The sequence below is a fragment of the Variovorax sp. PAMC26660 genome (genome assembly GCF_014302995.1).
Lineage (GTDB): Bacteria > Pseudomonadota > Gammaproteobacteria > Burkholderiales > Burkholderiaceae_C > Variovorax.
On the sequence record NZ_CP060295.1, the window covers coordinates 144,115 to 170,947 of the forward strand.

Consider the following 26,833-nt stretch of genomic DNA (forward strand, 5'->3'; position numbering starts at 1 on the left):
TTACGGCTCAGGATCGGTGCGTCATATCCCCGATTTCCGTAAAAAAGAGTTTTCGGACTTTTTCGAGTATTACGGAGAATTTCTTAACATTTACTAACACGTGTAAGTTAAAACACTGTAGTTCGCTTACACGGAGCGCCCCAAGGCGGTGCACGCGCAGTCAATCCGGGGGGGCGGGTCCTCCGGAACCCTGAGGGTCAGGCGCAAGTCCAACGGCTGTCGCGGCGCCTTGTCGCGACAGGAGTAATGACCATGAAGCAAGTGAAGCACTGGCAAGACCCCGTCAACGCCGTGGCTGGCGTATGGCTCGTCGTCTCGCCCTGGGTCCTGGGCTTTCAGGACCTGACGCCCGCGATGTGGACGATGGTGGCGACCGGCATCCTGCTCGGCGCCGTGGCGCTGGGCGCGACCTTCGTGCCGCGCCAATGGGAAGAGTGGACCGAGGTCGCGCTCGCCGCCTGGCTCGCGGTTTCGCCCTGGGTGCTTGGCTTCCGCTCGACGGAAGCAGCGCTGGTCAACGCGGTGCTCGTGGCCGCGGTGATCCTGGTGCTCGCGCTCTGGGTGCTGGTGACCGACAAGGACTACCTCGGTCACGTCATCGACCGCCCGGCGCACTGAGCCGGCGCGCCATGAAAGAGGGCCCTGCGCGCAGCCGGCGGCCGGGCTCCGGGGAACGGGCGCAAACATCGTCCGTCCCCTTTTCAATTTCTCAGGGCTTGGGCTCGGAGACGGACGGCTGTTGCTGCGTCGTCGCCTGCGCCTCGCCGCCCATCCACTCGGCCTGCCAGCCGCCACCCAACGCCTGAATCAGCGCGACGGCGGCCGTCTGGCGGTTCAGTTGCACCTGCACCAGCGTGCGCCGCGCGCTCAGCGCCGCCACCTGGGCCGTCACCACATCGGTGTAGGCCACCTGGGCCTCGCGGTAGCGGTTGAGCAGTTGCTGCTCGGTCTTGTCGGCCGCCCCGGAGGCTTCGCGGTACATGCCCTCCTGCTGGGCGAGCGTGGCGCCCGTGGTGAGCTGGTCTTCCACACCCTGGAAGGCAGCCAGCACCGTCTGGCGGTAGCGCGCCACGCTGGCGTCGTAGCTGGCCTTGGCGGCATCGACGCTGGCACCGATGGCGCCGGCATCGAAGACCACCTGCGCCGCCGACAGGCCGAGCGACCAGAGCGTGTTGGAGGCACTGAAAAGACTGCCCACCCGGCTGGCACTGCTGCCGACCGACGCGCTGAGGTTGAAGCTCGGGAAGTAGGCCGAGCGCGCAATGCCGATCTGCGAATTGGCGGCGGCCACCGAGCGCTCTGCCGCCGCGATGTCGGGCCGGCGCTGCAACAGCGTCGTGGGCACGCCGGTCGGGATGCCGGGCACCGTCTGCGTCCAGGGCGCGGCCGCCAGGTTGAAGTCGGCCGGCGCCGCGCCCACCAGCACGGCAATCGCATGCTCCAGCGTGGCCCGGGTACGCACCAGCGTCAGGCGGGTGGCGCGCGCGTTGGCCAGTTGGGTCTGGGCCTGAAGCACGTCGGTCTGCGCGGCAATGGCGGCGTTGTAGCGGTTGCGCGTGATCTCGAAGGCGCGTTCGTAGCCCTTGATCGTCTCGTCGAGCAGCCCGATCTCTACATCGGCTTCTCGCAGCGAAAGATAGTTGGTCGCCAGCTCGCCGATGGCCGACAGCCGCGCCGATGCCAGGTCTGCTTCGGAGGCCTGCGCATTGGCCGATGCGCTGTTCACCGACTCCCGCAACCGGCCCCACACATCGGGCGCCCAGGTGGCGCCGAGCGAAGCCGAGAAAGCGTTGGTCGGGCTGGTGTCGTCGCCGCCTGTGCGCTTGCCGGAGCCGCTGAGCGCCACCGACGGGAACAGCGCTGCGCGCTGACCCCGCACCAGCGCCTGGGCGTTGGCGTAGTTCGCGACCGCCGCCGCGATGTTCTGGTTCGACACCTGCACGCGCGCGGCAAGCTCGTCGAGCGTGGGGTCACCGAACAGCTTCCACCATTCGCCACGGTCCAGCGCGTCGGCCGGCGCGGCGGGCAGCCAGCCTTCGGCGGCCTTCTGTTCCTTCCAGTAGGTGGGCGACGCACTGGCGGGCAGTTGGTAGCGCGGCCCGACGGTGCAGCCGGCGAGCAAGGCGGCCAGAGCGAGCGCCGAAAGCGCGAGGCGGCCCGGGCTCGAACGGGAGGGGGAAAGCAGTGCGTTCATGGCGGTGTTCTCAGGCATTCGTGGCACGGCCCAGTTCGTTTTCGTGGGCGCCGCGGCGGCGCAATTTGTCGAGCAGCAGGTAGACCACCGGCGTGGTCAGCAACGTCAGCAACTGACTGGCGATGAGCCCGCCGATGATGGCCACGCCCAATGGCCGGCGCAGCTCGGCGCCCTCCCCGAAGCCGATGGCCAGCGGCAGCGCGCCCAGCGCAGCCGCCAGCGTGGTCATCAGGATCGGCCGGAAGCGCAGCAGGCAGGCCTCGCGCACGGCTTCCAGCGGCGTGAGGCCGCGCGAGCGTTCGGCCTCCAGCGCGAAGTCGATGATCAGGATGGCGTTCTTCTTCACGATGCCGATCAGCAGGAACACGCCGATGAGCGCAATGATGGAGAACTCCATGCGGAACATCAGCAGCGCCAGCACCGCACCCACGCCGGCTGACGGCAGCGTCGACAGCACGGTGATCGGGTGCACGAGACTTTCGTAGAGGATGCCCAGCACGATGTAGATCACGACCAGCGCGGCCAGGATCAGGATGGCCTGCTGGCTCTGCGACTGCTGCGCGCTCGCCGCCGTGCCCGAGAACGAACCGCGCACGTTGGTGGGCATGCCGATGTTGGCCTCGGCCTTGGCGATGGCTTCGCGCGCGTCGCCCAGGTTCGCGCCTTCCACGAGGTTGAACGAGACCGTCGTTGCCAGTTCGCCGTCTTCATGGCTGACGGACGTGGCGACCGAGTTCTCGAAGAACTTCGCCACGGCCGACAGCGGCACCAGGCTGGTGGCCGTGTTGCTCAGCACATTGCCCGAGGAGGCGTTGCGCAATCCGGGGTTGGCCGAAACGGGCACCGCGGTGCTCGCGGCGGCGGACGTGCCCGCCGCCGTCTTGCTGCCGGAGGTCGCGGAGTTGGCGGTCGTGGTGGCGGCTGCGATCTGGGTGGTCACGGCCTGCCCGGCAACGAACACCGTCTTGGTCGCGGGCACGTACACGTCGCTCAGCGCATTGGGGCTGAGCGTGTAGCGCGGCGCCCATTCCATCACCACGTGGTACTGGTTGAGTTCGGTGTAGATGGTCGCCACCTGGCGCTGGCCGAAGGCGTTGTAGAGCGCGTTGTCGATGGCCGTCGAGGTCAGGCCGAGCCGGCTCGCGCTGTCGGGGTCGACCTTCGCCATCATCTCGACGCCGTTCTCGCTCTGGTCGGTGTCGATGTCGGCCAGCAGCGGCTGCAGCTTCATCTCGTCGGCCAGCTTGGCGGCCCAGATACGCAGGTCGGCCAGGCTGTCGCTCTTGAGCGTGTACTGGTAGGTGGAGTTGCTGGAACGGCCGCCCGATCGAACGTCCTGCACCGTCCCCAGGAACACGCGCAAGCCGGCCACCTCGTTGAGCTTGGGCCGCAGCCGTGCGATCACGGCAAGGCCGCTGTCCTTGCGCTGGCTGGCCGGCTTCAGGTTGACGAACATGAAGCCGCCGCCCGCGCGGCTGCCGCCGGTGAAGCCCACCACGGTGTCGACCGCTTCGTCGGCGCGGATGATGTCGACCACCTCGCGCAGCTTCGCGGCCATGGCCTTGGACGAAATGCTCTGGTCGGCGCGCAGGCCGCCATTGAGCTGGCCGCTGTCCTGCTGCGGAAAGAAGCCCTTGGGCGCGGCGCTGAACAGGTAGACGTTCAGCCCCACCACCGCCACCAGGATCAGCATGACCAAGCCCTTGTTGTCGAGCGCCCAGTCGAGGCTGGTCTCGTAGCGCTTGAGCACCCAGTCGTAGCTGCGTGCCGCCGCGCGGCCGAAGCGGCCCTGCGGCTTGTTCTTGTCATGCTCGCCGCCGGGCTTGAGCAGCCAAGCGCACATCATGGGCGTGGTGGTCAGCGAGATCACGAGCGAGATCATCACGGCGGCCGACAGCGTGATCGCGAACTCGCGGAACAGCCGGCCCACCTGTCCGCCCATGAACAGCAGCGGAATGAACACCGCCACCAGCGACACGCTGATCGACAGCACGGTGAAACCGACTTCCTTCGCGCCCAGCAGCGCCGCCTTCATGCGCGACATGCCCGATTCGATGTGGCGGCTGGTGTTTTCCAGCACCACGATGGCGTCGTCCACCACGAAGCCGGTCGCTACGGTGAGCGCCATCAGGCTCAGGTTGTTGAGGCTGAAGCCCAGCATGTACATCACGCCGAAGGTGCCCAGCAGTGCCGCCACCGTGGCTACCGCCGGCACGATGGTCGCGCGCACGCTGCGCAGGAACAGGCTGACCACCAGCACCACCAGCAGCACCGAGATGACCAGCGTCAGCTCGACCTCGCGCAGCGAGCCGCGGATCGAGTTGGTGCTGTCCGACGCGACCTGCAGCGTCACGTCGGGCGGCAGTTGCGCCTGCAGTTCGGGCAGCAGCGCGCGCACGCTGTCCACCGTCTCGATGATGTTGGCCGAGGGCTGCCGCGTGATCAGCACGATGATCGCGGGCTCGCCGTTGAACAGGCCGAGCGTGCGCGTGTCTTCCACCCCGTCGATCACCTCGGCCACGTCCTGCAGCCGCACCGCCGCGCCGTTGCGCCAGGCCACCACCATCGAGGCGTAGTCGCTGGCGCGCAGGGCTGGCGTCTGCGTGTAGATCTGCAGCTTGCGGCCGTCGCCCTGCACCGTGCCCTTGGGCCGGTTGGCGTTGGAGGCCTGGATCGCGGCGCGCACGTCGTCGGTGCTGATGCCGTAGCGGCTGAGCGCGAACGGCAGCAGCTCGACGCGCACGGCGGGCAGCGAGCCGCCGCCGATTTCCACGTCGCCCACGCCGTCCACCTGCGACAGCCGCTGGCTCACGATGTTCGACACCGCGTCGTAGATCTGGCCCGGCGTCTTGGTCTTGGACGTGAGCGCCAGGATGATGACCGGCGACGCCGCCGGGTTCGCCTTGCGGTAGGTCGGATTGCTGCGCAGCGTGGCCGGCAGATCGACCCGGCTGGCGTTGATGGCCGCCTGCACTTCGCGCGCGGCGCCGTCGATGTTGCGGCTCAGGTCGAACTGCAGCGTGACGCGCGCGGTGCCGACGGAACTCGTCGAGGTCATTTCGTTGACGCCGGCGATGGTGCCCAGGTGGCGCTCCAGCGGGGTGGCCACGCTGGTGGCCATGGTCTCGGGGCTGGCGCCGGGGATGGCAGCGCTGACGGAGATGACTGGGTAGTCGACCTGGGGGAGCGGGGAGACTGGGAGGACGAAGAAGGCTGCTATGCCGGCCAGTGCTACGCCGATGGTCAGGAGGACTGTGCCTATGGGGCGTTTGACGAAAGGGAGCGAGAGATTCATCTCTGTGCTTCCTTTTGCTTCCCGAGGCCGGGTCTCGCCCCGGCGGGCGACCTACTTTTCTTTGCTTCGCCAAAGAAACGTAGGCAAAAGAAAGGCGACCCCACCGTCTGCGACCCCTGCGCTTCGCTACGGGGCAACCTGCGGTGCTCGCGTTTCGCGGGGTCCGCAGAACTCGCTTCGCTCAGACAGCTGCGGCCCCGATCCGCGAAACGCTCCGCTCCTCGGCGCAGCCAGAGGGGGTTGGAGACAACTCGGGCCGTCGCTTCGCTCGGCCGCCCAATTGCCACAGACGCTACGCGTCTGCGGCTCGTATTTGAATTGGCTGTTGGTATTGCCCCCGGGCCGAGCGCAGTGAAGGCCCGTGTGGTTTCCAAACACCTTCTGGCTGCGCCTGCGGTGCTCGGCGCCGGTGGGATCAGGGCCGCAGCTGTCTGAGCGAAGCGAGTTCTGCGGACCCCCACCGGCGTCGTGCACCGCAGGTCGCCCGTAGCGCAGCGAAGGGTCGCAGACAGCAGGGTCGCCTTTTCTTTGCTTACTTTCTTTTGGCGAAGCAAAAGAAAGTAAGTCGCCCGCCGGGGCGACACCCGGCCCCGGAAAACAAACATCGAGCAAGGGAAAAAACGGCTCAAACCGCCTCCTCCTCAACCACAGCACGCCGAGTACTCCCCCCACCCAGCCGATCAAAAGCCAGATAGATCACAGGCGTAGTGAACAGCGTCAGCAACTGGCTGACGATCAACCCGCCAAAGATCGCCAGCCCCAGCGGCCGGCGCAGCTCCGCGCCCTCGCCAAAACTGAGCATCAGCGGAATGGCAGCGAACAGTGCAGCCAGCGTCGTCATCAAGATCGGCCGAAAGCGCAGCAGCGCGGCCTGATGGATCGCCTCGCGCGCCGACTTGCCCTCGTTGCGCTCGGCATCGATCGCGAAGTCGATCATCATGATCGCGTTCTTCTTCACGATGCCGATCAGCAAGATGATGCCGATGATGCCGATCACCCCGAGGTCATTGCCGGTGACCATCAGCGCCAGCAGCGCACCGACGCCCGCCGAAGGCAGCGTCGACAAAATGGTGAGCGGATGCACGTAGCTCTCGTAGAGCACGCCCAGCACGATGTAAACGCAGACCACCGCCGCCAGAATCAGCCACAACTGGTTCGACAGCGACTTCTCATAAGCACCCGAGGCGCCGAGGAAGGTCATGGTCACGCTGGTGGGCAGCCCGATTTCCTTGGCCGCCGCGCGGATCGCATCGACCGACGTGCCGAGCGACACGCCCGGCGCCGTGTCGAAGTTCAGCGTGCTCGCCGGGTACTGCGCCACGTGCGTGATCTGCAACGGCGCCTGTTGCTCGCTGATGTCGGCAATGGCTGACAGCGGCGTGGCCGTGCCGGAGCCCGCGATCAGGCTCAGTTGCCCCAGCGTTTGCGGCGTGTTCACCATGCCAGGCATCGCTTCGAGGATCACGCGGTACTGGTTGGTCTCGGTGAAGATGGTCGAGACGATGCGCTGGCCGAAGGCGCTGTAGAGCGCGTCGTCCACCGTGCTCGCGGTGATCGACAGGCGCGCCGCGGTGTCGCGGTTCACGTTCACAAAAGCGGCCAGCCCCTGCGCGCCGGCGTCGCTGCTCACGTTGCGCACCTTGTCCGAGTCCTGCAGCTTCGCCACGAGCTTCTTCATCCACGAGGTGATCGCCGCGCTGTCCACGCCTTCGAGCGACACGCGGTACTCGGTCGGGCCGGTTTCGGCATCGATGGTCAGGTCCTGCGTGGGCTGCAGGTAGAGCGTGACGCCCGCCACCTCGCGCGCGCGCTCGCGCAGCCGGTCCATGATCTGCTGCTGGTTGCCGTGGCCCGACTTCAGATTGATGAGCATGCTGCCGGTGTGCAGCATGGTGTTGTTGGCGGCGTCCACGCCGACGAACGAACTGAGGTTCTCGACATCGGGGTCTTCGAGGATGGCTTTGGCCGCCGCCTGCTGCAACTGCGACATGCGGTCGAAAGACACGTCCTGCGCCGCCTGGACGCGGGCCTGCAACTGGCCGGTGTCCTGCGTGGGAAACAGCCCCTTGGGGATCGTGAGGTACAGCACCACGGTCAGCACCATGGTGAGCAGCGCCACCAGAAGCGTGAGCGGCTGATGCTCGATCACCCAGTGCAGCGAGCGGTCGTAGCGCACCATGACGCCGTCGAAGAAGCGCTGGGCGCGCGCACCGAAGCCGGTGCCACCGGGCTCCTTCTTGGGCTCGTGCTTGAGCCAGCGCGCCGACATCATCGGCACCAGCGTGAGCGACACCACCGCAGAAATCAGGATGGTGATGGCCAGCGTCACCGCGAACTCGCGGAACAGGCGGCCCACCACGTCGCCCATGAAGAGCAACGGAATCAGCACCGCGATCAGCGACACCGTCAGCGAGATGATGGTGAAGCCGATCTGCGTCGCGCCCTTGAAGGCGGCCTGCATGGGCTTTTCGCCCTTCTCGATGTAGCGCGCGATGTTCTCGATCATCACGATCGCGTCGTCCACCACGAAGCCGGTGGCGATGGTCAGCGCCATCAGGCTCAGGTTGTTCAGGCTGTAGCCCAGCAGGTACATCAGGCCGAAAGTGCCGATGAGCGAGATGGGCACCGCGATGCTGGCAATGACGGTCGCGCGCAGGCTGCCGAGGAAGGCGAAGATCACCAGCACCACCAGCACCACGGCCAGCACCAGTTCCATCTCGACGTGCTGCACCGAGGCGCGAATGCCCGCGGTGCGGTCGCTCAGCACCTCGATCTTCAGGCCGCTGGGCAACCCCGCCTGCAGCTCGGGCAGTTGGGCCTTGATGGCATTGACGGTGGCGATCACGTTGGCGCCGGGCTGGCGCTGCACGTTCAGCACGATGGCCGGCGTGAGCTGGCTGCTTCCGCTGGCCTTGCTGCCCGACCAGGCGCTGAGCTGCGTGTTCTCGGCGCTGTTGACCACCTGCGCCACGTCGACCATGCGGATCGGCGCGCCGTTCTTGTACGAGACGATCAGGTTCTTGTAGTCGTCGACCGTGACCAGCTGGTCGTTCGAGTTGATCGTGTAGGCCCGCTTGGGGCCATCGAAGTTGCCCTTGGCGCCGTTGGAGTTGGCTGCGCTGATGGCGGTGCGCAGCGTGTCAAGGCCGATGCCGTTGGCGGCCAGCGCCTGCGTGTTGGCCTGGATGCGAACGGCCGGGCGTTGCCCGCCGCTGAGCGACACCAGCCCCACGCCCGAGACCTGGCTGATCTTCTGCGCAAGCCGCGTGTTGACGAGGTTCTGCACCTCGGTGAGCGGCAGCGTGTCGGAGGTGATGGCCAGCGTGAGCACCGGCGCGTCGGCCGGGTTGACCTTGGCGTACACCGGCGGCGCCGGCAGGTCGGCCGGCAGCAGCGAGCCGCCGGCGTTGATGGCGGCCTGCACTTCCTGCTCGGCCACGTCCAGCGTCTGGCCCAGCGAGAACTGCAGCGTGATGATCGACACGCCCGCCGCGCTGGTCGAGCTCATGCGGTCCAGGCCCGACATCTGGCCGAACTGGCGCTCCAGCGGCGCGGTGACGGTGTTGCTCATCACCTCGGGGCTGCCCCCGGGGTAGAGGGTCTGCACCTGGATGGTCGGGTAGTCGACCTGCGGCAATGCCGACAGCGGCAGGAAGCGGAACGCCACCAGACCGGCCAGCACGATGGCGACCATCAGCAGCGAGGTCGCCACCGGTCGAAGAATGAACGGACGTGAGGGGCTCATCGGTGGCAGCGCTTTCGGTGAACCTCAGCGCATCGTGCCGCCGGGCGCGGCGGGCGGGGTGCCCGGCCGCACGACCGGGCCGGCCGGCGGAACGGAGGCGCCGGACGGGTTGGGTTGCACGGTGGGGGCTTCGCCGCCGCCCGTGCCCGAGCCACCGGAGCCAGCCGAAGCACCGGCAGCGCCCGCGCCGCCCGCACCGCTTTCGCGGCGACCCGTGCCGCCACTGCCGTTGCCACCGCGATGTGCGCCGCCACGTCGCGCGCCCGATGCGGCGCCGGAGGCCGGCACGGCCGGGCGCTCGACCGCGGTCTGCACGCGCGCGCCGTCCTTCAGCCGGTCGCCGCCTTCGGTCACGACCTGCTCGCCGGACTCCAGCCCGGACATGATCGCCACGTTGTCCACGCTCGCCTCGCCGCGCTTGACGGGGCGTTGCGACACGGTGCTGTCGCTGTTGATCACATAGACATAGTCGCCGTTGGGTCCGTGCCGCAGCGCCGTGACCGGCACCACCACCGCGCTGTCGACGGTGCGCAGCAACAGCCGCAGGTTGACGAACTGGTTCGGGAACAGCGAACTGTCGACATTGGAGAAACGGGCCTTGGCCTTGACGGTGCCGGTCTGCGTGTCGACCAGGTTGTCGAGCGTGGCGAACATGCCCTTGGCGAGCCGGCGCGTGCGCGTGCGGTCGAAGGCCGTGGCGTCGAGCTGGGCGCCCTGTGCAAGACGCTCCTGCACCTCGGGCACGCGGTCTTGCGGAATGGCGAACTCGACGTCGATCGGCATGATCTGGGTGATGGTGCCCACGCCGCCGGTGGCGCCCGTCGCGATGTAGTTGCCTGCGTCCACCGGCCGCAGGCCGATGCGCCCGCTCACCGGCGCGGTGATGCGGCTCCATGTCAGGTTGAGCTTCGCCGTGCCTTCGTTCGCGCGGTCGATGGCGACGGTGCCTTCGAGTTGCTTGACCAGCGCGGCCTGCGTGTCCACGTCCTGCCGCGCGATGGAGTCCTGCCCGAGCAGGGTCTGGTAGCGCTTGAGCGTGACGCGCGCCGCATCCAGCGAGGCCTCGTCGCGCAGCCGCGCGCCCGTGGACTGCGCCAGCGCATTCTGGAAAGGCTGCGGGTCGATGGTGGCCAGCACGTCGCCCTTCTTGACCATCTGTCCTTCCTGGAACAGCACGGCCGTGAGCACACCCGACACCTGCGGCTGCACGGTGACATTGGCCAGCGGGGTGACCGTGCCCAGCGCTTCGAGCTGCACCGGAATGTCGGCCCGCGTGGCCGTGGCCGCACCGACCGTGCTGGAGGCCGCGCCGCCGGCAGCACCGCCACCGCCGCGCCCACCGGGCCCGCCCGCGCCGGGACCACCCGGTCGGCCAGCACCCGGGCCACCCGCGCCGACCGCCGGCATCTTCGAGCGCTGGATCAGATACCAGGCGCCAGCCCCCAGTGCCGCGAGCAGCAGCAAGGTCAGCAGGGCCCCGACCCATCGGCGTCTGCGCACCGAAGGATGTGTGTGAGACACGTTGGCGGGCAGAGGGTCGGGAGGGTTGTTGGAATCCATGGGCGGTGCGTGCGAGAGGGGCAGAGGTGCGGCCTAGAGTACAGCGCCGAATGGTAGTCCCGCTGTTGGCTGCGCCGTAAAGCGGCGGTAAAGCTCCCGCCGCAGGGCCGCCGTTCACGCCGTCCGGCTGCAACTCGCGCCGCCACCGGGCATTCCGTCGCACGCCGATGGCGGGTGCGGGTGGGCGCCGGCACAGTCCACCCCATCGCTTTTCGACCTCCCTTTTTCAGCTTTCCTTCATCTTTCAACGGAGTGCCACCATGCTGATGCAAGTCATCCTCCATACCCCCAAGTGGGTGTTCGCCGTTCTCGTGCTGCTGGTCTGGCTGGGCGCCAAGCAGTTGCTGGCCAACAGCGTGAGCCTGAGCCGCGTCACGCTGATGCCGCTCGTCATGGGCGGGCTGTCGGTGTTCGGCGTGATCTCGGCCTTCGGCGACTCCATCGGCGCCCTGCTCGGCTGGGCCGCCGCCGCGGCCGTGATGCTGGCCGTGCTGCTGCAACGCCCCCTGCCCGCCACCACCCGCTACGACGCGGCGGCGCGCCGCTTCCACCTGGCCGGCACCCCCGTGCCGCTGATGCTGATGATGGGCATCTTCCTGACCAAGTACGTGGTGGGCGCCGCCCTGGCCATGCACCCGGAACTGAACCACCAGGCCGCCTTCGCCATCGCGGTGCCCGCGCTGTACGGCGCCTTCACCGGTGTCTTCGCGGCCCGCGCCCTGCGCCTGTGGAAGCTGGCCATCGCGACCGACTCGATGGCGGCCGGCGCCCGCGCGGCCTAAGATCTTCGCTTGGCCCCAGCTTCCAGGAACCGCCATGAACGTGCTCTTGCTGATCCTCAAGATTTCGGTCACGGTGGTGCTTGTCGCCTCGATCGCGGAGGCGCTGGTGCTTTCCTGGCGTAACGGCTGGCGCAGCTACGACTGGAAGGCGTCCGGCATCTCGGTGGTCGACTTCCTGGTGCGCGAATACCCGCTGCGCTGGCTGCTGCCATTGGCCTTCTGGACCGGCGCCATGGACTGGTTCTGGAACCACCGGCTCTTCACGCTGCCGATGAACCACTGGAGCGGCTGGGCCGCCTGCTTCATCGGCCAGGAGTTCTGCTACTACTGGTACCACCGCGCGGCGCACCGGGTGCGCTGGTTCTGGTGCACCCACGCCATTCACCATTCGCCGAACCAACTGAACCTGTCGGCCGCCTACCGCTTCGGCTGGACCGGCCGCCTCACCGGCACGCTGGCCTTCTTCATGCTGGCGCCGCTGCTGGGCATGCCGCCCCGGGTGGTGCTGCTGATGCTGACGCTGAACCTGCTGTACCAGTTCTGGATTCACGCGACCTGGATTCCGCGCCTCGGGCCGCTGGAATGGTTTCTGAACACGCCCTCGGCGCACCGGGTGCACCACGCCTCGAACCTCGAATACCTGGACGGCAACTACGGCGGCGTGCTGACCGTGTTCGACCGCCTGTTCGGCACCTACATCCCGGAGCGCACCGACCTGCCCTGCCGCTATGGGCTGGTGAACCCGATCACCTCGAACAACATCTTCGAGATCGAGTTCACGCAATGGCGCGCGTTGTTCCGCGACTTGCGCTCGGCCCGCTCGGTGCGCGCCTTTGTCGGCTACCTCGTCAAGCCGCCGGGCTGGCGGCCGGATGGCCCCGGCGAAACCACCGAGGAACTGCGGCAGCGTGCCGCGTCTTCTTCATCACCGGCACCCGCCGACACGCCACACCTGTCCGGCGAACGCATCGCGGGCAACCAGCCTTCCTGAAGACCTCGACATCATGAAACTGCGCACCGCCGCCCTCACCGTTTCGGCCGTCGTGGTCCTGCTGCTGGCAGCAACCGGCGTGGCCGTGGCCTTCGGTGGGCCAACGCGCCCGAAGCCGATGCAAAGCATCAGCGATCCGTTCAGCAGCGTCGATTTTTCCGCCGTGCCGCCGCTGCAGCGCTACCCGGCGCGCGATGGCGCGCAGCTCGCCTACCGCAGCTATGCCGCAGGTGGTGGCCAGTCCCCGCGCGGCAGCGTGGTGCTGGTGCACGGCTCGTCGGCCAACAGCCAGAGCATGCATCCGCTCGCGCAGAGCCTGGCGCAAGCCGGCTTCACGGTCTATGCGCTCGACGTGCGCGGCCACGGCGAATCGGGGCCGCGCGGCGACATCGGGCACGTCGGCCAGCTCGACGAAGACCTGCAGGATTTCGTCCACGCCTTGCAGCCCGCCAAGCCCCGGACACTGGCCGGCTTTTCGGCCGGCGGCGGCTTTGCGCTGCGCATGGCCGGCAGCTCGCGGCAGGCGCTGTTCGACAACTACCTGCTGATGGCGCCCTACACCAGCCGCCATGCGCCGAACTACCGGCCCGATGCGGGTGGCTGGGTGTCGGTCGGCATTCCGCGCGTGGTGGCGCTCACGCTGCTGAACCGTGTCGGCATCGCCGCATTCAACCATCTGCCGGTGGTCGACTTCGCGGTCAGCGACGCGCCGCGTGCCGAGCTCACGCCCTCTTATTCCTATGCGCTGGTGACGAACTTCCAGCCCAACGCCAACTACAAGGCCGACATCCAGGGCATCCGCAAACCCACCGCCGTGCTGGTGGGCGCCGACGACGAAGTGTTCATTGCCGACAAGTTCGCCCAGGTGTTCGCCGACGCCGGCCGGCCCGACATTCCGGTCACGCTGGTGCCCGGTGCGGGCCACATCACGCTCACGCTCAATCCGGCCGCGCGTGCCGCGGCAGTGGCCGCCATCGAAAAGCTCGACGCGGGCGCGGCGGCGGGTCCGTGATGCGCCGCCGCCAGTTTCCGATCCGCTTATGCTGAGGAGCACCGCCATGAACCACTCCACCTCTTCAAACGCCACGCCGTCCGACATCGAGAAGCTCGCGCGCCGCCGCGCCGGCGCCAAGATGGGCTGGTACATCCACGCCTTTGTCTACGTACTGGTCAACATCGGGCTGGTCACGCTCTCGGCCGCCAGGGGCCACACCTGGGCGATGTACCCGCTCATGGGCTGGGGGCTGGGCCTGCTGGTGCACGGCGCGGTGGTCTGGCTCATCGCGCCCGGCGGCGGCTTCTACGACCGGCTGCTGGAACGCGAGCGCCGCGCGCTGCGTGCCGGGGATCGCGGATGAGCCTGGGCCCGACGTCGTCTGCAGCCCCTCCCCGGTTCCATGTCCAAAACCTTCGGGACATGCTGCGGCATGGCCTGGTCACTGCCGTCTTCTGCTGCATCATCGCCGCTGCGCTGAGCATCACCCAGGACGGCGGCTGGGCCAACCACCTGGTCTATTCGATGGCGATCGGCACCGTGAGCTGGCTGTGCATCGACACCGGCCGACTGTTGCTGAGCGGGCGCCACGAGATCCTGTGGCCGAAAGGGCCCTGGGGCTTCGTGCTGGTCGCGATCGGCGTGACTGTCGGCTTCTTCGTGGGCAACCTCATCGGCGATGCCTGGTCCGGCGCACCCGCCTTCGACTTCCTCGACTTCCGTGGGCACAAGCTGGCCACCGCAGTCGTCATCACGATCACCGCCACCATTGGCATGTGCTTCTTCTTCTACAGCCTCGGCAGGAGCAAGCACCTGCTGGGCCAGATCGAGCTGGCGCAGCGCAATGCCACCGAGGCGCGGCTCAAGCTGCTCGAAACCCAGCTCGAGCCGCACATGCTGTTCAACACGCTGGCCAACCTGCGCGTGCTGATCACGGTCGATCCGCCGCGCGCCGTGGCCATGCTCGACCGCCTCAACAGCTACCTGCGCATGACGCTCAGCGGCTCGCGTGCGCTGTCGCATCCGCTGTCGGCCGAGTTCGACCGGCTGGGCGATTACCTCGAACTGATGTCGGTGCGCATGGGCGAGCGCCTGCGCTACACGCTCGAGCTGCCCGACGAACTGCGCAACACGCCGGTGCCGCCGCTGCTGCTGCAACCGCTGGTGGAAAACAGCATCCGCCACGGGCTGGAGCCCCAGGTGGAAGGCGGCGAGATCACCGTGCGTGCGCGCAGCGACGCGGGGCAGCTCGTGATCGAGGTGAGCGACACCGGCGTCGGCCTCGATGCGGCCCTGCCCTCCGAAGGCAGCGGCTTCGGACTCGAACAGGTGCGCGAGCGCCTGGCCACCGTGTACGGTGCGCAGGGCCGGCTGAGCCTGGCGCCCGAGCCTGCGGGTGGCACCCGGGCCACATTGAGCCTGCCCTTGCCCGCCTGAACATTCCACAACTGGAAGACGATGCACCCCACCGCACTCATCGCCGAAGACGAGCCCCTGCTCGCGCAAGCCCTCAAGGCCGAGCTGGCCGCCGCATGGCCCGAACTGCAGATCGTCGCCACCACCGGTGACGGCCGCAGCGCCGTGCGCGAGGCGCTGCGCCTGCTGCCGCAGGTGCTGTTCTTCGACATTCGCATGCCCGGCCTCGACGGCCTTGGCGCAGCCGCCGAACTGGCCGACTGCTGGCCCACCGACGAGGCGCCCATGCCGCAACTGGTGTTCGTGACCGCCTACGACGAATACGCCGCGCGCGCCTTCGAGGCTCAGGCCATCGATTACGTGCTCAAGCCCGTGCAGCCCGAACGCCTGCGCAAGACCGTCGGGCGGCTGCAGCAGGCGCTGGCCGCGCAGCAGTCCTCGGCCGCGCCAGCCGTGGCCGACGAAGCCCTCGAACGAACGCTCGCGCAATGGCGCCAGGTACTGGGCGCGGCCGGCACCGGCGCGGTCACCCCGGCGCCCGCACCGCTGCGCATGATTGCCGCCAGCGATGCCGGCGGCAGCACCGTGCGTATGGTGCCCATCGACGAAGTGCTGTATTTCGAGGCCGCCGACAAATACCTGCGCGTGCTGACCGCCACGCACGAATACCTGATTCGCACACCGCTCAAGCAGTTGCTGCCCCAGCTCGACCCCGACACCTTCTGGCAGGTGCACCGGGCGGTGGTGGTGCGCAGCGCGGCCATCGAGTCGGTGCACCGCGACGAGGCCGGCAAGATGCACCTGATGCTGCGCGGCCGGGCCGAGAAGATTCCGGTAAGCCGCCTCTACGCCCACCTGTTTCGCGCCATGTGAAAAGCCGACACACGGCGCCCATGAAAAAGCCGGCCCTTGCGGGGCCGGCTTTTTTTCATTCAGTCACGAATGCTGTGGCGAATTAGCGCCAGTGGCCATGGCCACGGTAGTAGCCGCGACCGTAGTAACGCGGGCCGTAATAAGCCGGTGGGCCGTAGTAGACCGGGGCCGGACGGTAGTAGACCGGCGGCGGGTTGTAGTAGACCGGGGCTGGCGGCGCGTAGTACACGGGCGCTGGCGGGTAATAGGCAGGTGCCGGCGGATAGTAGGCAGGACCGCCCACGCCCACCGCCACGCCTGGCACGCCGACACCGATCGACCAGCTCACGTCGCTGCGGGCGCTGGCCGAAGTGGCTGCAAACAGTGCACCGGCTGCCACGACACCTGCGGCGGCCCATTTGAAGAAAGTAGAACGTGTAAGGCTCATGATGTTGGACTCCTTGTTTCGAGAGCTGCGTTCGGGTGTGAACCGCCCATGTGTGTATTGAACGCGGCAAATGCAAAGGGGGTGCACTGGGCAATGTGAAGAGCGTTGCCAAAGGTAACACCGCAGGGGGCCCCTCTAGAATGCCCCGATGACCTCCCCGACCGACAAAAGCGGCGCCAAAACGACCGCTGCACCGAGCAATTTCCTGCGCCACGTGATCGAGAACGACCTCGCACAGGGTGCCTATTCTGGCCGCAAGTGGGGCGGTTCGCCCGGCGACGCCGCCCACCACGCCCAGGGCATGCCCGACCCGGCCAAGGTCCGCATGCGCTTCCCGCCCGAACCCAACGGCTACCTGCACATCGGCCACGCCAAGAGCATCTGGCTCAACTTCGAGCTGGCCAAGGAATACGGCGGCGTGAGCCACCTGCGCTTCGACGACACCAACCCTGAAAAAGAAGACCAGGAATACGTCGACTCCATCCGCGACGCGGTGAAGTGGCTCGGCTACGAAACCTATCTGGCCGACCGCCCCAGCGCCCCCGGCACCCTGCAGCCGCACGAGTACTTCGCCAGCAACTACTTCGACTTCATGTACGAAGCCGCCGAGTACCTGATTGGCGCCGGCCTTGCCTACGTGGACGAGCAAACGGCGGACGAAGTGCGCAAGAACCGCGGCGACTTCAACACCCCCGGCACCGACAGCCCCTTCCGCACCCGCACGCCCGCCGAAAACCTCGAGCGCTTTCGCGCCATGCGCGACGGCCAGGTCGCCGACGGCGCCGCCATCCTGCGCGCCAAGATCGACATGGCCAGCACCAATATCAACATGCGCGACCCCGCGCTGTACCGCGTGCGCCGGGCCACGCACCACAACACCGGCGACAAGTGGTGCATCTACCCGATGTACACCTACGCGCACCCGATCGAAGACGCGCTGGAGCAGATCACCCACAGCATCTGCACGCTGGAATTCGAAGACCAGCGCCCCTTCTACGACTGGCTGCTCGACCGCTTGGCTGAAGGCGGCCTTGTCGCCAGCCCGCACCCGCGCCAGTATGAATTCGCGCGCCTGAACGTCACGCACGTGATGACCAGCAAGCGCAAGCTGCGCCAACTGGTCGAAGAAAAGTACGTCGACGGCTGGGACGACCCCCGCATGCCCACCATTGCCGGCCTGCGCCGCCGCGGCTACACGCCCGAAGCGCTGCGCCTGTTCTGCGAACGCAGCGGCACCACCAAGTCGGGTGGCTGGATCGACTACGCCAGCCTCGAAGCCGCGCTGCGCGACAGCCTCGACCCCATCGCCCCGCGTGCCATGGCCGTGCTCGACCCGGTCAAGCTCGTCATCACCAACTGGGGCGAATTGATGGGCGGCGACGACGTGCTCGACGACTGCTCCGCCCCCGTGCATCCGCACCACCCCGAGATGGGCAAGCGCGAGTTCAAGCTCGGCCGCGAAGTGTGGATCGAAAGCACCGACTATGAAGAAGTGCAGCCCAAGGGCTTCTTCCGCCTGTTCCCGGGCAACAAGGTGCGGCTGAAGTACGGCCACGTCATCGAGTGCACCGGCGGCACCAAGGACGCAGACGGCAAGCTCGTGGAAGTACAGGCCACGCTGGTGCCCGACACCAAGAGCGGCACGCCCGGCGCGGACGCGATCAAGGTGAAGGGCAACATCACCTGGGTGGCTGCGGCCGATGCGGTGCAGGCCGAAGTGCGGCTGTACGAGCGGCTGTTTGCGGCGGCGAATCCGGGCAGCGGCGAGCTGCTGGACGAGCTGAATAAGGAAAGCCTGTCGACCTGCCTGGCGTTCGTGGAGCCGTCGCTGGCCAACGCCGAGCCGGGCGTCGGCATCCAGTTCGAGCGGCATGGGTACTTCGTGCGTGACACGAAGGCCGGCGCAGAAGGCCCGCGCGTGTTCAATCGCGCGGCTGGCATGCGGGACAGCTGGGGCAAGTAACCACGCCCCGCCGGGATGCCAGGGCGTCGCGCATAAAAAAACAAGCCGCCGAGCGGCGCAGGGAGGATCATGAATTTCACGTACATCACAGCTTGTGTCGCGCTGGCCATGGCGGTGGGCGGCTGCGCGACGCGCTTCGCCCCCGTCGGCCCCTTCGATGTGGCGCAACTGAGTGCGGCACGCCCCATCGAGCACAGCGTGTTGCGAGTGGGCGACGAGGTTTCTTTTGCGGTTCAGCAGGGCGGCGTCGCCGCCAACTACACAGTCGCCTGCGACAAGCCTCAGGCATGGTTGCTGTACTCACACGCCAAGACCCGCCGCTATCCCTCTGGAGCCGGGCTTTTCAGCCCTCGACAGATGGTGAATCAGGACATCGCGCTGCGACTGAAAGCCATGCCGAGCGTCGCGAGCGCATGTGGTGGAAAAACTGACTGGCGCGAGGTCCGGCGCGACAACACCGGCACAGTCGCCGCCATTGACCTCAACAGCATCGAGAAGATCGGGAGCGACCTCAGGTTCTGGGCCATGCTCGACTACGGCCGCGTGGCATTGGACCCGCCGTACCAAGCGCCGTACGGGCAGAAGTTCGAGCGCTTCCACTTGTCGTGCGCCAAGCAGCGGTTCACGAACACCGCGGGTTTCGATGTCGACGAAAAGGGACGCGTCACCGACGGCATCGTGTTCGGCACGCTCATGCCGGCCGAATCCATCGGGCCGGAGACAAACGACGACTACAAGGCGCTTTTCAAGACCGCATGCGGTGATGCCGCGCAGATGTCCCGCCTGCCCGCCTTCGTTACCCGCGACAAGCGGCGCGACGATCCGTCCACCGTGCGAGCGCCCGACCCCAAAGCCCTGGAGGCCATCGCGCAGTTGAAGCTGCCGGCGGCAAAAAAGCAGTTGACGCGGCTCGTCACGAGCGGGCCTTCGACCTTCGAGGGCAAGACCAAGCAGATCCGCGAGGAGTACGACTTTTCGCCCTACCCTGCCGCCGGCATCGCAAACGTCAAGTCCCAAGGTTTCGGGCCGACGGGCCCGAGCTACTCCGGCAAGTCCGTCAATTTCCTCGGGCTGTTCGACCTGAGTTCGCAGACGCAGTACTCCTCTCGATCGTCGGGCAATGCAATGGCGACCGACGTGGTGTTCACGGGCGAATGGGCACGCATGGAGCCGGGCGATGAACTGGTCTACGACCACACATCGAACAACATCGACACCGGCAGCAGCTGGACCCACCGGTATGTCCATCGATGCAAGGTGATCGAACGCGTCGCGGCGTCGACTCTTCATCCGGACTTGGCCGGCCAGGCCAAGCGGCTCGAATGCCGCACCGACGACGACCAGTACAAGCGCGTGGACACGCGGTACTTTCTTGAGGACTACGCGTATTTTCTGAACACGGACACAAGCAAGAACCCGTTCTACTACTCGAGCAGCAAGATCATCGAGGTCGGCCAGCGCTGACCCTCGGTCGCTATTCCGGCCGCTTGTAGACCACGCCCAGCACCGCGCTGTTTTCATCAGTGGTGCACACGGCGGAGCGCGCTTGCGAGCCGACCTTCAGGTTGATCGTGTAGACGCCGTCACGCGGCGTGGAACCGCTGTCCACCACGATGCTGGCCGGCGGCACCCGCAACTCGCGCGCGGCAGCGGCGACGCAGTTCTTGACGCTCGCCTCAGGCGCGCCACCGACGCGAACGGATGTGCTGTTGCAGGCGGCCATGAGAAAACCCGCCGACGCCACGCAGGCGAGATGGATAAAGCTTCGCATCGTCATTTCCGGGTTCTCCTTGGTGATGACCAGATTGGAGTCGCCGTGTCCGCTGAATGTTGCAGGACAGACCCGGGCTATCCTGTCGGCTCATGAACCTTCCGAGCCCTTCTTCCCGCCTGATCCGCTTCAACAAGCCCTATGGCGTCCTCAGCCAGTTCACGCCCGAGGGGCGCTGGCGTGGCCTGAAGGACTTCATCGACATCCCCGGCATCTACGTTGCCGGCCGCCTCGATGCCGACAGCGAAGGCCTGCTGCTGCTCACCGATGACGGCAAGCTCCAGGCGCGCATTGCCGATCCGCGCTTCAAGATGGAAAAAAACTACTGGGTGCAGGTGGAGGGCGTGCCCACCGAAGAGGCGCTTACCGCGCTGCGCAACGGGGTTCAGCTCAACGACGGCCCCACCCGCCCGGCCAGGGCGCGCCTGCTCGACCCGCCGCCCGAGGTGTGGGTGCGAGAGCCGCCCATCCGCGAGCGCAAGAACATTCCCACCGCCTGGCTGGAACTGGCGATCAGCGAGGGCCGCAACCGCCAGGTGCGGCGCATGACGGCCGCCGTCGGACTGCCGACGCTGCGCCTGATCCGCGTCGCCATCGGGCCCCACACGCTCGACGGGCTGGCACCGGGAACCTGGCGGGAATAGCGCGGCCCCGAGACTCATCCGTTCGCATCCACTTCATCCGAAACCTTGTTGTCCATGCACATACCTTCTCCTTTCTCCGACCTCCCCTCGACGGCCTTGAACCGGCGCGCCACCCTGCTCGGCGCCCTGGGCCTGCTGGTGTTGCCTGCCACACGCGTCGGCGCAGCCACGCCTGCAAAGCCGTCGCAACAACCGCACGCTGCCGTCTGGCAGCATCCGTCCCAGGTACCGGGCGGCGTGGCTCGCCTGTCATTGGGGCCTGCGGCAGCAAGGCCAACGGCCTTTGCCGGCGATGTGCCGCTTCTCGTGCTCGGCGACACGATCGAATGGACCGCGCTGGTCGGCATCCCGCTCGCAGCCACGCCCGGCGACACGAGCATCACGGTCCGCACCGAAGGCCGTCCCGAACGGCAGATCGCCTACACGATCGCCCCGAAGCAATACCGCGAGCAGCGCCTGACCGTGGCGCCGCGCACCGTCGATCTATCGCCGGAAGATCAATCGCGCTACGAGCGCGAACGCGATCACCAGGTTACCGTGATCGCCACGCTCACCGAGATGCGGCCAGACGCCGCGCTGCAGATGCGCGTGCCCGTGCCGGGCCGCCGCTCCAGTTCGTTCGGCCTGCGCCGTGTGTTCAACGGGCAGTCGCGCAATCCGCACAGCGGCATGGACATCGCAGCGGGCACGGGCACGCCGGTGCTGGCGCCGCTGCCGGGCAAGGTGATCGATACGGGCGACTACTTCTTCAACGGCGGCACGGTGTGGCTCGACCACGGCGGCGGCCTGCTGACGATGTACTGCCACCTGAGCCGGGTGGATGTGAAGGTGGGCGATGTGCTGAAGACCGGCGAGCGGCTGGCCGCGGTGGGTGCGACCGGGCGGGTGACGGGGCCGCATCTGCATTGGTCTGTGATGCTGAATCGGGCGATGGTGGACCCTGCGTTGTTCATTGCGGCTTGAGTACTCACCCTGAGTTGCGGAGTTCACTCGCCCCATAAACTCGCGCTACTCAAACAAGGGACGGGTTGGAGCAATGGCCAAGCAAACGAGAGCCGAGCGACGTCGCGAGCGCGCACGAGGGAAATTGGCGAGTGCGGGCGGGTCGATGACCTTTGTCGGTCTCCTTCTGCTGGTGGTTCCTGGCTTCATGCAGGGCACTATCATCGGCACGCTCGGGCCAGCGCTTCGTCCCGCTGGCTGGGCGGCCCTGGTGGTAGGTGCGGCATTGCTGGGCTTGCACTACGTGATGGCCCGCATGGCTGCGTCTCCGCAGGCTGAGCCCATTGAGCAGTCACGGCCGACTGTCAGAGCGACTCGCCCTACACCACCGCCCGCTGTTGCCACTCCGCGCGAGCCTGTCCTTGCGTCAGAGCCTTCTCAGCCAACGCCCTCTCGTTCGGAGCCCTCGCCAAAACAAGCGCAGCAATGGAGCGCCGCCGTACTCGCTGCCATCGAATGGCGACGCTTCGAGGCATTGTGCGAAGCGCTCTACGCGCAAGCCGGATTCACCACACGCAGCCAATCACACGGCGCGGATGGCGGCATCGACATCTGGCTCCACTCCAAGCACAGCGACGTGCCACGCATCGTTCAATGCAAGCATTGGCAAAGCAAAGCTGTCGGCGTGAAGGAAGTGCGCGAATTCCTCGGCGTCATGGCTTCGCATCAGTTGAAGAGCGGCACCTATGTGACGAGTTCGACCTTCTCTGCAGAAGCACTCGCATTTGCCAAGGCAAACGGCATTCACGCACAGGACGGCACAGCCCTCCTCAAACTGATCGGGCAGCGCACAACCGAGCAGCAGGCTGCATTGCTGGCAGTGGCTTATGAGGGCGAGTACTGGCGGCCCACCTGTGCGAGCTGCGGCACCAAGATGGTCGAGAGAAACTCGACCAAGAGCGAGGGTAGTTTCTGGGGATGCGCGAACTATCCCAAGTGCCGGGGCAGGACGATCCCAAAGTCGAAGGTCTCTGCCACGGTCTAGCTGCGTCCTCGACCATGGATATCCACCTGCTGATCTGCTGACGACAGTCGTCGTCCCGCTTCACGCTCGATCAATGGCGGCGTGGCGTCGGCATCGTGCTCCACGCAATCAACGCCAGCAGCGCCACCTGAACCGGCAGCCGCAACACCAGCGCCCAATACGGCACGTTCGCGAACAGCTCGGCGCGCTGCAGCATATAGACGTTTGCCGGCGTCACGGCCAGCGTCAGCAGGAACAGGCCGATGCCCGCAGCCCGTCGCGTGGGTCGCCACAACAGTCCGGCCGCGCCCAGCAGCTCGAACGCGCCGCTCACCCACACGGTCTCGCGCGGCCAGGGAATCCAGGGCGGCACGATGCGCATCTCGGCGTCGGTCGCCACGAAGTGCGCGACGCCGCCGATGGCGAACCACAGGAAGATGAAAACCAGGCCCGCCACGCGCCAGCGGTTCATGGCGGGCGTGGCGGTCATCGGCTGATCGGCCTCAGAGCGGCTTGGTGAGGTACACCGCTTCGCGCCCGACGATCGTGCGCTGCGCGGGCATGAAGATCGTGCAGTCGTCGCACGGCGCGCGGATTTCGTCGGGGCCGTTGGTGGCGATCAGCTCGCCCTTGGCAAAGGTCTCGAAGCCGATCAGCGGGCGCACGAAAGCGAAGTCTTCCGACTGGATGACGTGCGTCTGCAGCAACTGGAAGCGGCGCTGCTCGCCGGGTGCGGGCACGGCCGGGTCTTTGTCGATGAGGCCGAAGTGCGCCAGGAAATCGAGCGAGATGGCGGTCGCCAGCTCCGACGCCGAGCGCAGGAAGTGCTGGCCGCATTCGGCCACCAGCGCCACGCCCTTGCCTTCGGGCTGGCCATGGCTGCCGTGCTGGATCAGCGGCGTGCCGGAGCCCAGGCCGTCAGGCATCACGAGGTGCACCGATGGGCGGCCGATGGCCATTGCCGCTGCGGCGTTGCGCTCGAAGGCGGGGTACACCCAGAACGGAATGACGGGCTGGCTGGTGGAGTGGATGTCGAGGATGTGGTCAGCCGCGCTCACCACCGGGCGCAGTTCGCGGGCGCGGCGCAGTTCGGGGCTGTCCTCGGTGCCGTCCAGCCATTCAGGCGACCAGACGCGGTTGAGGTTGTGCACGAGCTGGCGGCTGTCGAAGGGCAGCGCCTCGTTGAAGGACTCGTAGGCCGCCACGTTGGCAAAGCTCACCGTGAGCGTGCCGATCTTGGGGCGCACGTTGGTGTCGAGCAGGTGGGTGGCGGCGGTCATGCCGCAGATTTCGTTGCCGTGCGTGAGCGCGTTGATCAGCACGTGCGGGCCGGGCTTGCCGGACTCGAAGCGGTGCACGTAGTCGATGCCGGTGTTGCCCTTGCGATAGGCAGAGAGGTCGCGGGGCAAGACTTCGAGAGCGGGGGGAGATTGGGTCATGGGGGCTTTGGGGGGGTGAAGCGGAGCGGTCGGGCGAGTTTGCTACAGATGGCAATTTTTCGCCTCGCGCGCCCTGCCTCACCCCGCCTGCCTCACCTTGCCCGCCCTGCGCGCAGGGCGCCCGCCTTACCAGTTCACCTCGCGCTCCGGCGTGGCCGAGATGTGGTGGATCGACAGGTCGGCGCCGTCGTATTCCTCTTCCTGCGACAGCCGCAGACCCATCGTCGCCTTGAGCGCGCCATACACCACCGCGCCCGCCAACGCGGCCCATGCCACGCCGATGACGGTGCCGATGAGCTGCGCCCACAGGTTCACGCCGCCGATGCCGCCCAGCATCTGCGTGCCGAAGATGCCGGCCGCAATGCCGCCCCAGGTGCCGCACAGGCCGTGCAGCGGCCACACGCCGAGCACGTCGTCGATCTTCCATTTGTTCTGCGTGAGCGTGAACATCTTGACGAAGATGGCGCCCGCCACGCCGCCTACCACCAGCGCGCCCAGCGGGTGCATCAGGTCGGAGCCGGCGCACACGGCCACCAGCCCGGCGAGCGGGCCGTTGTAGACAAAGCCCGGGTCGTTCTTGCCCATGGCCAGCGCGACCAGCGTGCCGCCGACCATTGCCATCAGCGAATTGACGGCCACGAGGCCCGAAATCTTGTCGATGCTCTGCGCGCTCATCACGTTGAAGCCAAACCAGCCCACGCACAGCACCCATGCGCCGAGCGCAAGAAATGGAATGTTCGACGGCGGATGCGCGCTGAGCGAGCCGTCGCCCCGGTAGCGGTTGCGTCGCGCGCCCAGCAGCAGCACCGCCGGCAGCGCGAGCCAGCCGCCCACGGCGTGCACCACCACCGAACCCGCGAAGTCATGAAACTCGTGGCCGGTGAGCGAGGCGATCCAGCCCTGGATGCCAAAGTGCTTGTTCCAGGCGATGCCCTCGTACAGCGGATAGACGAAGCCGACGATCACCGCCGTGGCAATCAACTGCGGCCAGAACTTGGCCCGCTCGGCGATGCCGCCCGAGATGATGGCCGGGATGGCTGCCGCGAAGGTCAGCAGAAAGAAGAACTTGACCAGCTCGTAGCCGCTTCTTGCCGACAGTTCGGTGGCGCTCACGAAGAAATGCGTGCCGTAGGCCACGCCGTAGCCGACCAGGAAGTACACGATGGTCGACACCGAGAAGTCGACCAGGATCTTCACCAGCGCATTGACCTGATTCTTCTTGCGCACGGTGCCCAGTTCCAGAAAGGCAAAACCGGCGTGCATGGCCAACACCATGATGGCGCCGAGAAGGATGAACAGCGCGTCTGCGCCCTGTTTGAGTGCGTCCATTGGAGCTTCTTGCAGTTTTTGATTTGAATTGGTGCGTCGCACCCGAATTGCTCGGGCCGCCGGCGCAAGAAAGCAAAATTGGTGCCCGGAAGCTCTTTGATGGTGCGAAACGAACCATTAACGGGACATCTCGCGTCCATTGCGCACCGGAACAGGCCGTCCGATCGGCCAGGGAGGACTCAGCCCGCGCCGGCGCGCAGTGCGTCCCGATAGCGCCGGCTGCAGGGCACGGTGGTGCCGTCATGCATGTGCAGCCGGGCTTGCGCCCGGTCGATGGTGATGCACTGCTCAACCCAACGCATAGCCGTTGGGAGAGCAGCAAAACCACTTGTTGATACTGAGACAAGCCCGCGCGCTGCGCGCGCTTCTGCGGTCTGAAAATCGCGCGCGGTTTGACGCTGCGAGAACGCGCGCAGCGCTTCCATGGAGGATGCGCGTGCGGCGTTGACTTCGTGCTGACGTGCGCCGAGGTAGCTCATCCGCCGGCCTTCGCAATGAGGTAGAGAGCGCACAACGCCCACACCGCAAGGACCGTGATCAGAAACGCTCTCATAGCATGACCTCGATCAAGTGCGAAGCCTGCGCGCGAAGGTTGGACGCCAAGACGCGCTCGTACTGCGACAGCGAGCGCTGTGCGCCGCCGTCGAGGCCTTCGAGCCAGTAGCGAAGGCGCAGGAAGTTGCGAGCGTAGGCGCTCATTTCCACGACCTCACTTCACGGCGAATGTCGATCACGAGCCACCAGACGACCGCCCCGCACACGATGACGTTGACGACCAGCCAGGGCCACGGGGAAACTTGAACTTCGGTCACAGCGATTCGCCCGAGACGGGCACGCCGTTCGCCGTGTAGCTCAGATCGATTGCGATCTGGCCCGCGTCGGCGGTCACTTCGATGGACAGACCATCGAGGCCATCAGCCTCGGCGTCGCGCATCAGCCCGAGGACAGCGCCCTCCAGTTGCGCGAGCCGAGCGGCCTGCATCGCATCACGCGATTGCATGGTGCACCCCTCAAGCCTTGGGGAGCGGAGCGAGGCGCGGAGCCACCGCGAGGTTCCCCGAGCGGTCCACGTACAGGCTTGCGGGGTGCAGCTGGTATTCCCCGACTGCGTAGACGAGCGGCTGGCCCTGCTCGTTCTTGTCGAGGATGATTTCGGTTTTCTCGGGGAACGGACTCGGCTTCCCATCCTTGCCGATGGTGTGCAGATAGACCGTTTGAAAGTCCATGTTGTAGGCCTTGCCCGAGGTCTTGCCGATGCCCGATTGATTGCGGGTGAGGACGGCCGGAATGCTGACTTTGATCATGTGGTGGCTCCTATCCGTGCGACGTTGCACGCGAAGGCCCTGCACGCAGGGCTATCGTGTGGAACGTCAGGCAGGGAGCGCGAACCGGTCAGCCAGCCAATCGGCCACCGGCAAAATGCAGCAGTTCCAAAGAGCCAGGG

The 26,833-nt window shown here is 66.9% G+C and carries 25 protein-coding genes; 12 read left to right on the top strand and 13 right to left on the bottom strand.

Annotation, left to right across the window (positions count from 1 at the left end):
* The first annotated feature begins 252 nt into the window (after nt 1-252).
* The gene (locus H7F35_RS00655; RefSeq protein ID WP_187111078.1) at nt 253-618 is read left to right on the top strand and encodes an SPW repeat protein; all 366 of its coding nucleotides are present in this window, start codon (nt 253-255) and stop codon (nt 616-618) included.
* A 91-nt stretch (nt 619-709) separates the two neighbouring features.
* Here the strand turns inward: H7F35_RS00655 and H7F35_RS00660 are convergent, their stop codons facing one another.
* The 4 genes from H7F35_RS00660 to H7F35_RS00675 form a co-directional block, all read right to left on the bottom strand.
* Nucleotides 710-2,194: an efflux transporter outer membrane subunit gene (locus tag H7F35_RS00660; protein ID WP_187111079.1), complete on the bottom strand. Its 1,485-nt coding sequence runs from the start codon at nt 2,192-2,194 to the stop codon at nt 710-712.
* Between the two features lie 10 nt (nt 2,195-2,204).
* Entirely contained in the window at nt 2,205-5,489 is a 3,285-nt protein-coding gene (locus tag H7F35_RS00665) for an efflux RND transporter permease subunit (RefSeq protein ID WP_187111080.1), read from the bottom strand.
* 625 nt (nt 5,490-6,114) lie between these two features.
* Nucleotides 6,115-9,234: an efflux RND transporter permease subunit gene (locus H7F35_RS00670; RefSeq protein WP_187111081.1), complete on the bottom strand. Its 3,120-nt coding sequence runs from the start codon at nt 9,232-9,234 to the stop codon at nt 6,115-6,117.
* Nucleotides 9,235-9,258: 24 nt separating this feature from the next.
* A complete protein-coding gene (locus tag H7F35_RS00675) occupies nt 9,259-10,734 on the bottom strand; it encodes an efflux RND transporter periplasmic adaptor subunit (RefSeq protein WP_410010752.1) in 1,476 nt (491 codons plus the stop codon).
* A 320-nt stretch (nt 10,735-11,054) separates the two neighbouring features.
* On the opposite strand from H7F35_RS00675, the gene H7F35_RS00680 reads away from it, so the two are divergent.
* The 6 genes from H7F35_RS00680 to H7F35_RS00705 are packed head-to-tail and all read left to right on the top strand — an operon-like array spanning nt 11,055 to nt 15,850.
* A complete protein-coding gene (locus H7F35_RS00680) occupies nt 11,055-11,576 on the top strand; it encodes a DUF6622 family protein (protein ID WP_187111083.1) in 522 nt (173 codons plus the stop codon).
* 34 nt (nt 11,577-11,610) lie between these two features.
* Nucleotides 11,611-12,567, top strand: coding sequence for a sterol desaturase family protein (locus tag H7F35_RS00685; protein WP_187111084.1), 957 nt, complete (start codon nt 11,611-11,613; stop codon nt 12,565-12,567).
* A gap of 13 nt (nt 12,568-12,580) precedes the next feature.
* On the top strand, nt 12,581-13,579 hold the full coding sequence (locus tag H7F35_RS00690) for an alpha/beta hydrolase (protein WP_187111085.1): 999 nt from the start codon (nt 12,581-12,583) through the stop codon (nt 13,577-13,579).
* Nucleotides 13,580-13,625: 46 nt separating this feature from the next.
* Nucleotides 13,626-13,925, top strand: coding sequence for a 2TM domain-containing protein (locus H7F35_RS00695; protein ID WP_187111086.1), 300 nt, complete (start codon nt 13,626-13,628; stop codon nt 13,923-13,925).
* Nucleotides 13,926-13,984: 59 nt separating this feature from the next.
* A complete protein-coding gene (locus H7F35_RS00700) occupies nt 13,985-14,998 on the top strand; it encodes a sensor histidine kinase (RefSeq protein ID WP_187111087.1) in 1,014 nt (337 codons plus the stop codon).
* Nucleotides 14,999-15,019: 21 nt separating this feature from the next.
* Complete coding sequence (locus H7F35_RS00705; protein ID WP_187111088.1) at nt 15,020-15,850, top strand: LytR/AlgR family response regulator transcription factor; 831 nt, start codon at nt 15,020-15,022, stop codon at nt 15,848-15,850.
* Nucleotides 15,851-15,932: 82 nt separating this feature from the next.
* Here H7F35_RS00705 and H7F35_RS00710 read toward each other — a convergent pair whose 3' ends face one another.
* Nucleotides 15,933-16,277 carry a hypothetical protein gene (locus tag H7F35_RS00710; RefSeq protein WP_187111089.1) on the bottom strand — a complete coding sequence of 115 codons (345 nt, stop codon included), beginning with the start codon at nt 16,275-16,277 and terminating at the stop codon, nt 15,933-15,935.
* A gap of 148 nt (nt 16,278-16,425) precedes the next feature.
* On the opposite strand from H7F35_RS00710, the gene H7F35_RS00715 reads away from it, so the two are divergent.
* Both H7F35_RS00715 and H7F35_RS00720 read left to right on the top strand, forming a co-directional pair.
* On the top strand, nt 16,426-18,240 hold the full coding sequence (locus H7F35_RS00715; protein ID WP_187111090.1) for a glutamine--tRNA ligase/YqeY domain fusion protein: 1,815 nt from the start codon (nt 16,426-16,428) through the stop codon (nt 18,238-18,240).
* 69 nt (nt 18,241-18,309) lie between these two features.
* The gene (locus H7F35_RS00720) at nt 18,310-19,704 is read left to right on the top strand and encodes a hypothetical protein (protein ID WP_187111091.1); all 1,395 of its coding nucleotides are present in this window, start codon (nt 18,310-18,312) and stop codon (nt 19,702-19,704) included.
* Between the two features lie 10 nt (nt 19,705-19,714).
* Here H7F35_RS00720 and H7F35_RS00725 read toward each other — a convergent pair whose 3' ends face one another.
* Nucleotides 19,715-20,017 carry a hypothetical protein gene (locus tag H7F35_RS00725; RefSeq protein WP_187111092.1) on the bottom strand — a complete coding sequence of 101 codons (303 nt, stop codon included), beginning with the start codon at nt 20,015-20,017 and terminating at the stop codon, nt 19,715-19,717.
* A gap of 86 nt (nt 20,018-20,103) precedes the next feature.
* On the opposite strand from H7F35_RS00725, the gene H7F35_RS00730 reads away from it, so the two are divergent.
* From H7F35_RS00730 to H7F35_RS00740, 3 genes are all read left to right on the top strand, one after another.
* On the top strand, nt 20,104-20,655 hold the full coding sequence (locus tag H7F35_RS00730; protein WP_187111093.1) for a pseudouridine synthase: 552 nt from the start codon (nt 20,104-20,106) through the stop codon (nt 20,653-20,655).
* Between the two features lie 54 nt (nt 20,656-20,709).
* On the top strand, nt 20,710-21,618 hold the full coding sequence (locus H7F35_RS00735; protein WP_187111094.1) for a M23 family metallopeptidase: 909 nt from the start codon (nt 20,710-20,712) through the stop codon (nt 21,616-21,618).
* Between the two features lie 73 nt (nt 21,619-21,691).
* Nucleotides 21,692-22,642, top strand: a complete 951-nt coding sequence (locus H7F35_RS00740; RefSeq protein ID WP_187111095.1) for a restriction endonuclease — start codon at nt 21,692-21,694, stop codon at nt 22,640-22,642.
* Nucleotides 22,643-22,712: 70 nt separating this feature from the next.
* On the opposite strand, the gene H7F35_RS00745 is transcribed toward H7F35_RS00740, so the two are convergent.
* The 7 genes from H7F35_RS00745 to H7F35_RS00775 form a co-directional block, all read right to left on the bottom strand.
* The gene (locus tag H7F35_RS00745) at nt 22,713-23,111 is read right to left on the bottom strand and encodes a hypothetical protein (protein WP_261803480.1); all 399 of its coding nucleotides are present in this window, start codon (nt 23,109-23,111) and stop codon (nt 22,713-22,715) included.
* 13 nt (nt 23,112-23,124) lie between these two features.
* On the bottom strand, nt 23,125-24,060 hold the full coding sequence (locus tag H7F35_RS00750) for a succinylglutamate desuccinylase/aspartoacylase family protein (RefSeq protein WP_187111096.1): 936 nt from the start codon (nt 24,058-24,060) through the stop codon (nt 23,125-23,127).
* Nucleotides 24,061-24,186: 126 nt separating this feature from the next.
* Nucleotides 24,187-25,389 (bottom strand): ammonium transporter, encoded by a 1,203-nt coding sequence (locus tag H7F35_RS00755; RefSeq protein WP_187111097.1) that lies wholly within the window; start codon nt 25,387-25,389, stop codon nt 24,187-24,189.
* A 179-nt stretch (nt 25,390-25,568) separates the two neighbouring features.
* Nucleotides 25,569-25,868, bottom strand: coding sequence for a hypothetical protein (locus H7F35_RS00760; RefSeq protein WP_187114523.1), 300 nt, complete (start codon nt 25,866-25,868; stop codon nt 25,569-25,571).
* Nucleotides 25,869-25,938: 70 nt separating this feature from the next.
* The gene (locus H7F35_RS00765; protein WP_187111098.1) at nt 25,939-26,088 is read right to left on the bottom strand and encodes a hypothetical protein; all 150 of its coding nucleotides are present in this window, start codon (nt 26,086-26,088) and stop codon (nt 25,939-25,941) included.
* Between the two features lie 109 nt (nt 26,089-26,197).
* Nucleotides 26,198-26,389 carry a hypothetical protein gene (locus H7F35_RS00770; RefSeq protein ID WP_187111099.1) on the bottom strand — a complete coding sequence of 64 codons (192 nt, stop codon included), beginning with the start codon at nt 26,387-26,389 and terminating at the stop codon, nt 26,198-26,200.
* A 10-nt stretch (nt 26,390-26,399) separates the two neighbouring features.
* A complete protein-coding gene (locus H7F35_RS00775; RefSeq protein WP_187111100.1) occupies nt 26,400-26,693 on the bottom strand; it encodes a single-stranded DNA-binding protein in 294 nt (97 codons plus the stop codon).
* Between the last annotated feature and the right edge of the window lie 140 nt (nt 26,694-26,833).

Coding starts and splice junctions, on each gene's coding strand:
- H7F35_RS00655 (WP_187111078.1), top strand. CDS start 253: ATGAAGCAAGTGAAGCACTGGCAAGACCCCGTCAACGCCGTGGCTGGC.
- H7F35_RS00715 (WP_187111090.1), top strand. CDS start 16,426: ATGACCTCCCCGACCGACAAAAGCGGCGCCAAAACGACCGCTGCACCG.
- H7F35_RS00730 (WP_187111093.1), top strand. CDS start 20,104: ATGAACCTTCCGAGCCCTTCTTCCCGCCTGATCCGCTTCAACAAGCCC.
- H7F35_RS00765 (WP_187111098.1), bottom strand. CDS start 26,088: ATGAGCGCCTACGCTCGCAACTTCCTGCGCCTTCGCTACTGGCTCGAA.
- H7F35_RS00680 (WP_187111083.1), top strand. CDS start 11,055: ATGCTGATGCAAGTCATCCTCCATACCCCCAAGTGGGTGTTCGCCGTT.
- H7F35_RS00740 (WP_187111095.1), top strand. CDS start 21,692: ATGGCCAAGCAAACGAGAGCCGAGCGACGTCGCGAGCGCGCACGAGGG.
- H7F35_RS00725 (WP_187111092.1), bottom strand. CDS start 20,017: ATGACGATGCGAAGCTTTATCCATCTCGCCTGCGTGGCGTCGGCGGGT.
- H7F35_RS00690 (WP_187111085.1), top strand. CDS start 12,581: ATGAAACTGCGCACCGCCGCCCTCACCGTTTCGGCCGTCGTGGTCCTG.
- H7F35_RS00670 (WP_187111081.1), bottom strand. CDS start 9,234: ATGAGCCCCTCACGTCCGTTCATTCTTCGACCGGTGGCGACCTCGCTG.
- H7F35_RS00665 (WP_187111080.1), bottom strand. CDS start 5,489: ATGAATCTCTCGCTCCCTTTCGTCAAACGCCCCATAGGCACAGTCCTC.
- H7F35_RS00735 (WP_187111094.1), top strand. CDS start 20,710: ATGCACATACCTTCTCCTTTCTCCGACCTCCCCTCGACGGCCTTGAAC.
- H7F35_RS00705 (WP_187111088.1), top strand. CDS start 15,020: ATGCACCCCACCGCACTCATCGCCGAAGACGAGCCCCTGCTCGCGCAA.
- H7F35_RS00710 (WP_187111089.1), bottom strand. CDS start 16,277: ATGAGCCTTACACGTTCTACTTTCTTCAAATGGGCCGCCGCAGGTGTC.
- H7F35_RS00745 (WP_261803480.1), bottom strand. CDS start 23,111: ATGACCGCCACGCCCGCCATGAACCGCTGGCGCGTGGCGGGCCTGGTT.
- H7F35_RS00695 (WP_187111086.1), top strand. CDS start 13,626: ATGAACCACTCCACCTCTTCAAACGCCACGCCGTCCGACATCGAGAAG.
- H7F35_RS00700 (WP_187111087.1), top strand. CDS start 13,985: ATGCTGCGGCATGGCCTGGTCACTGCCGTCTTCTGCTGCATCATCGCC.
- H7F35_RS00685 (WP_187111084.1), top strand. CDS start 11,611: ATGAACGTGCTCTTGCTGATCCTCAAGATTTCGGTCACGGTGGTGCTT.
- H7F35_RS00660 (WP_187111079.1), bottom strand. CDS start 2,194: ATGAACGCACTGCTTTCCCCCTCCCGTTCGAGCCCGGGCCGCCTCGCG.
- H7F35_RS00720 (WP_187111091.1), top strand. CDS start 18,310: ATGAATTTCACGTACATCACAGCTTGTGTCGCGCTGGCCATGGCGGTG.
- H7F35_RS00755 (WP_187111097.1), bottom strand. CDS start 25,389: ATGGACGCACTCAAACAGGGCGCAGACGCGCTGTTCATCCTTCTCGGC.
- H7F35_RS00760 (WP_187114523.1), bottom strand. CDS start 25,868: ATGAGCTACCTCGGCGCACGTCAGCACGAAGTCAACGCCGCACGCGCA.
- H7F35_RS00770 (WP_187111099.1), bottom strand. CDS start 26,389: ATGCAATCGCGTGATGCGATGCAGGCCGCTCGGCTCGCGCAACTGGAG.
- H7F35_RS00750 (WP_187111096.1), bottom strand. CDS start 24,060: ATGACCCAATCTCCCCCCGCTCTCGAAGTCTTGCCCCGCGACCTCTCT.
- H7F35_RS00775 (WP_187111100.1), bottom strand. CDS start 26,693: ATGATCAAAGTCAGCATTCCGGCCGTCCTCACCCGCAATCAATCGGGC.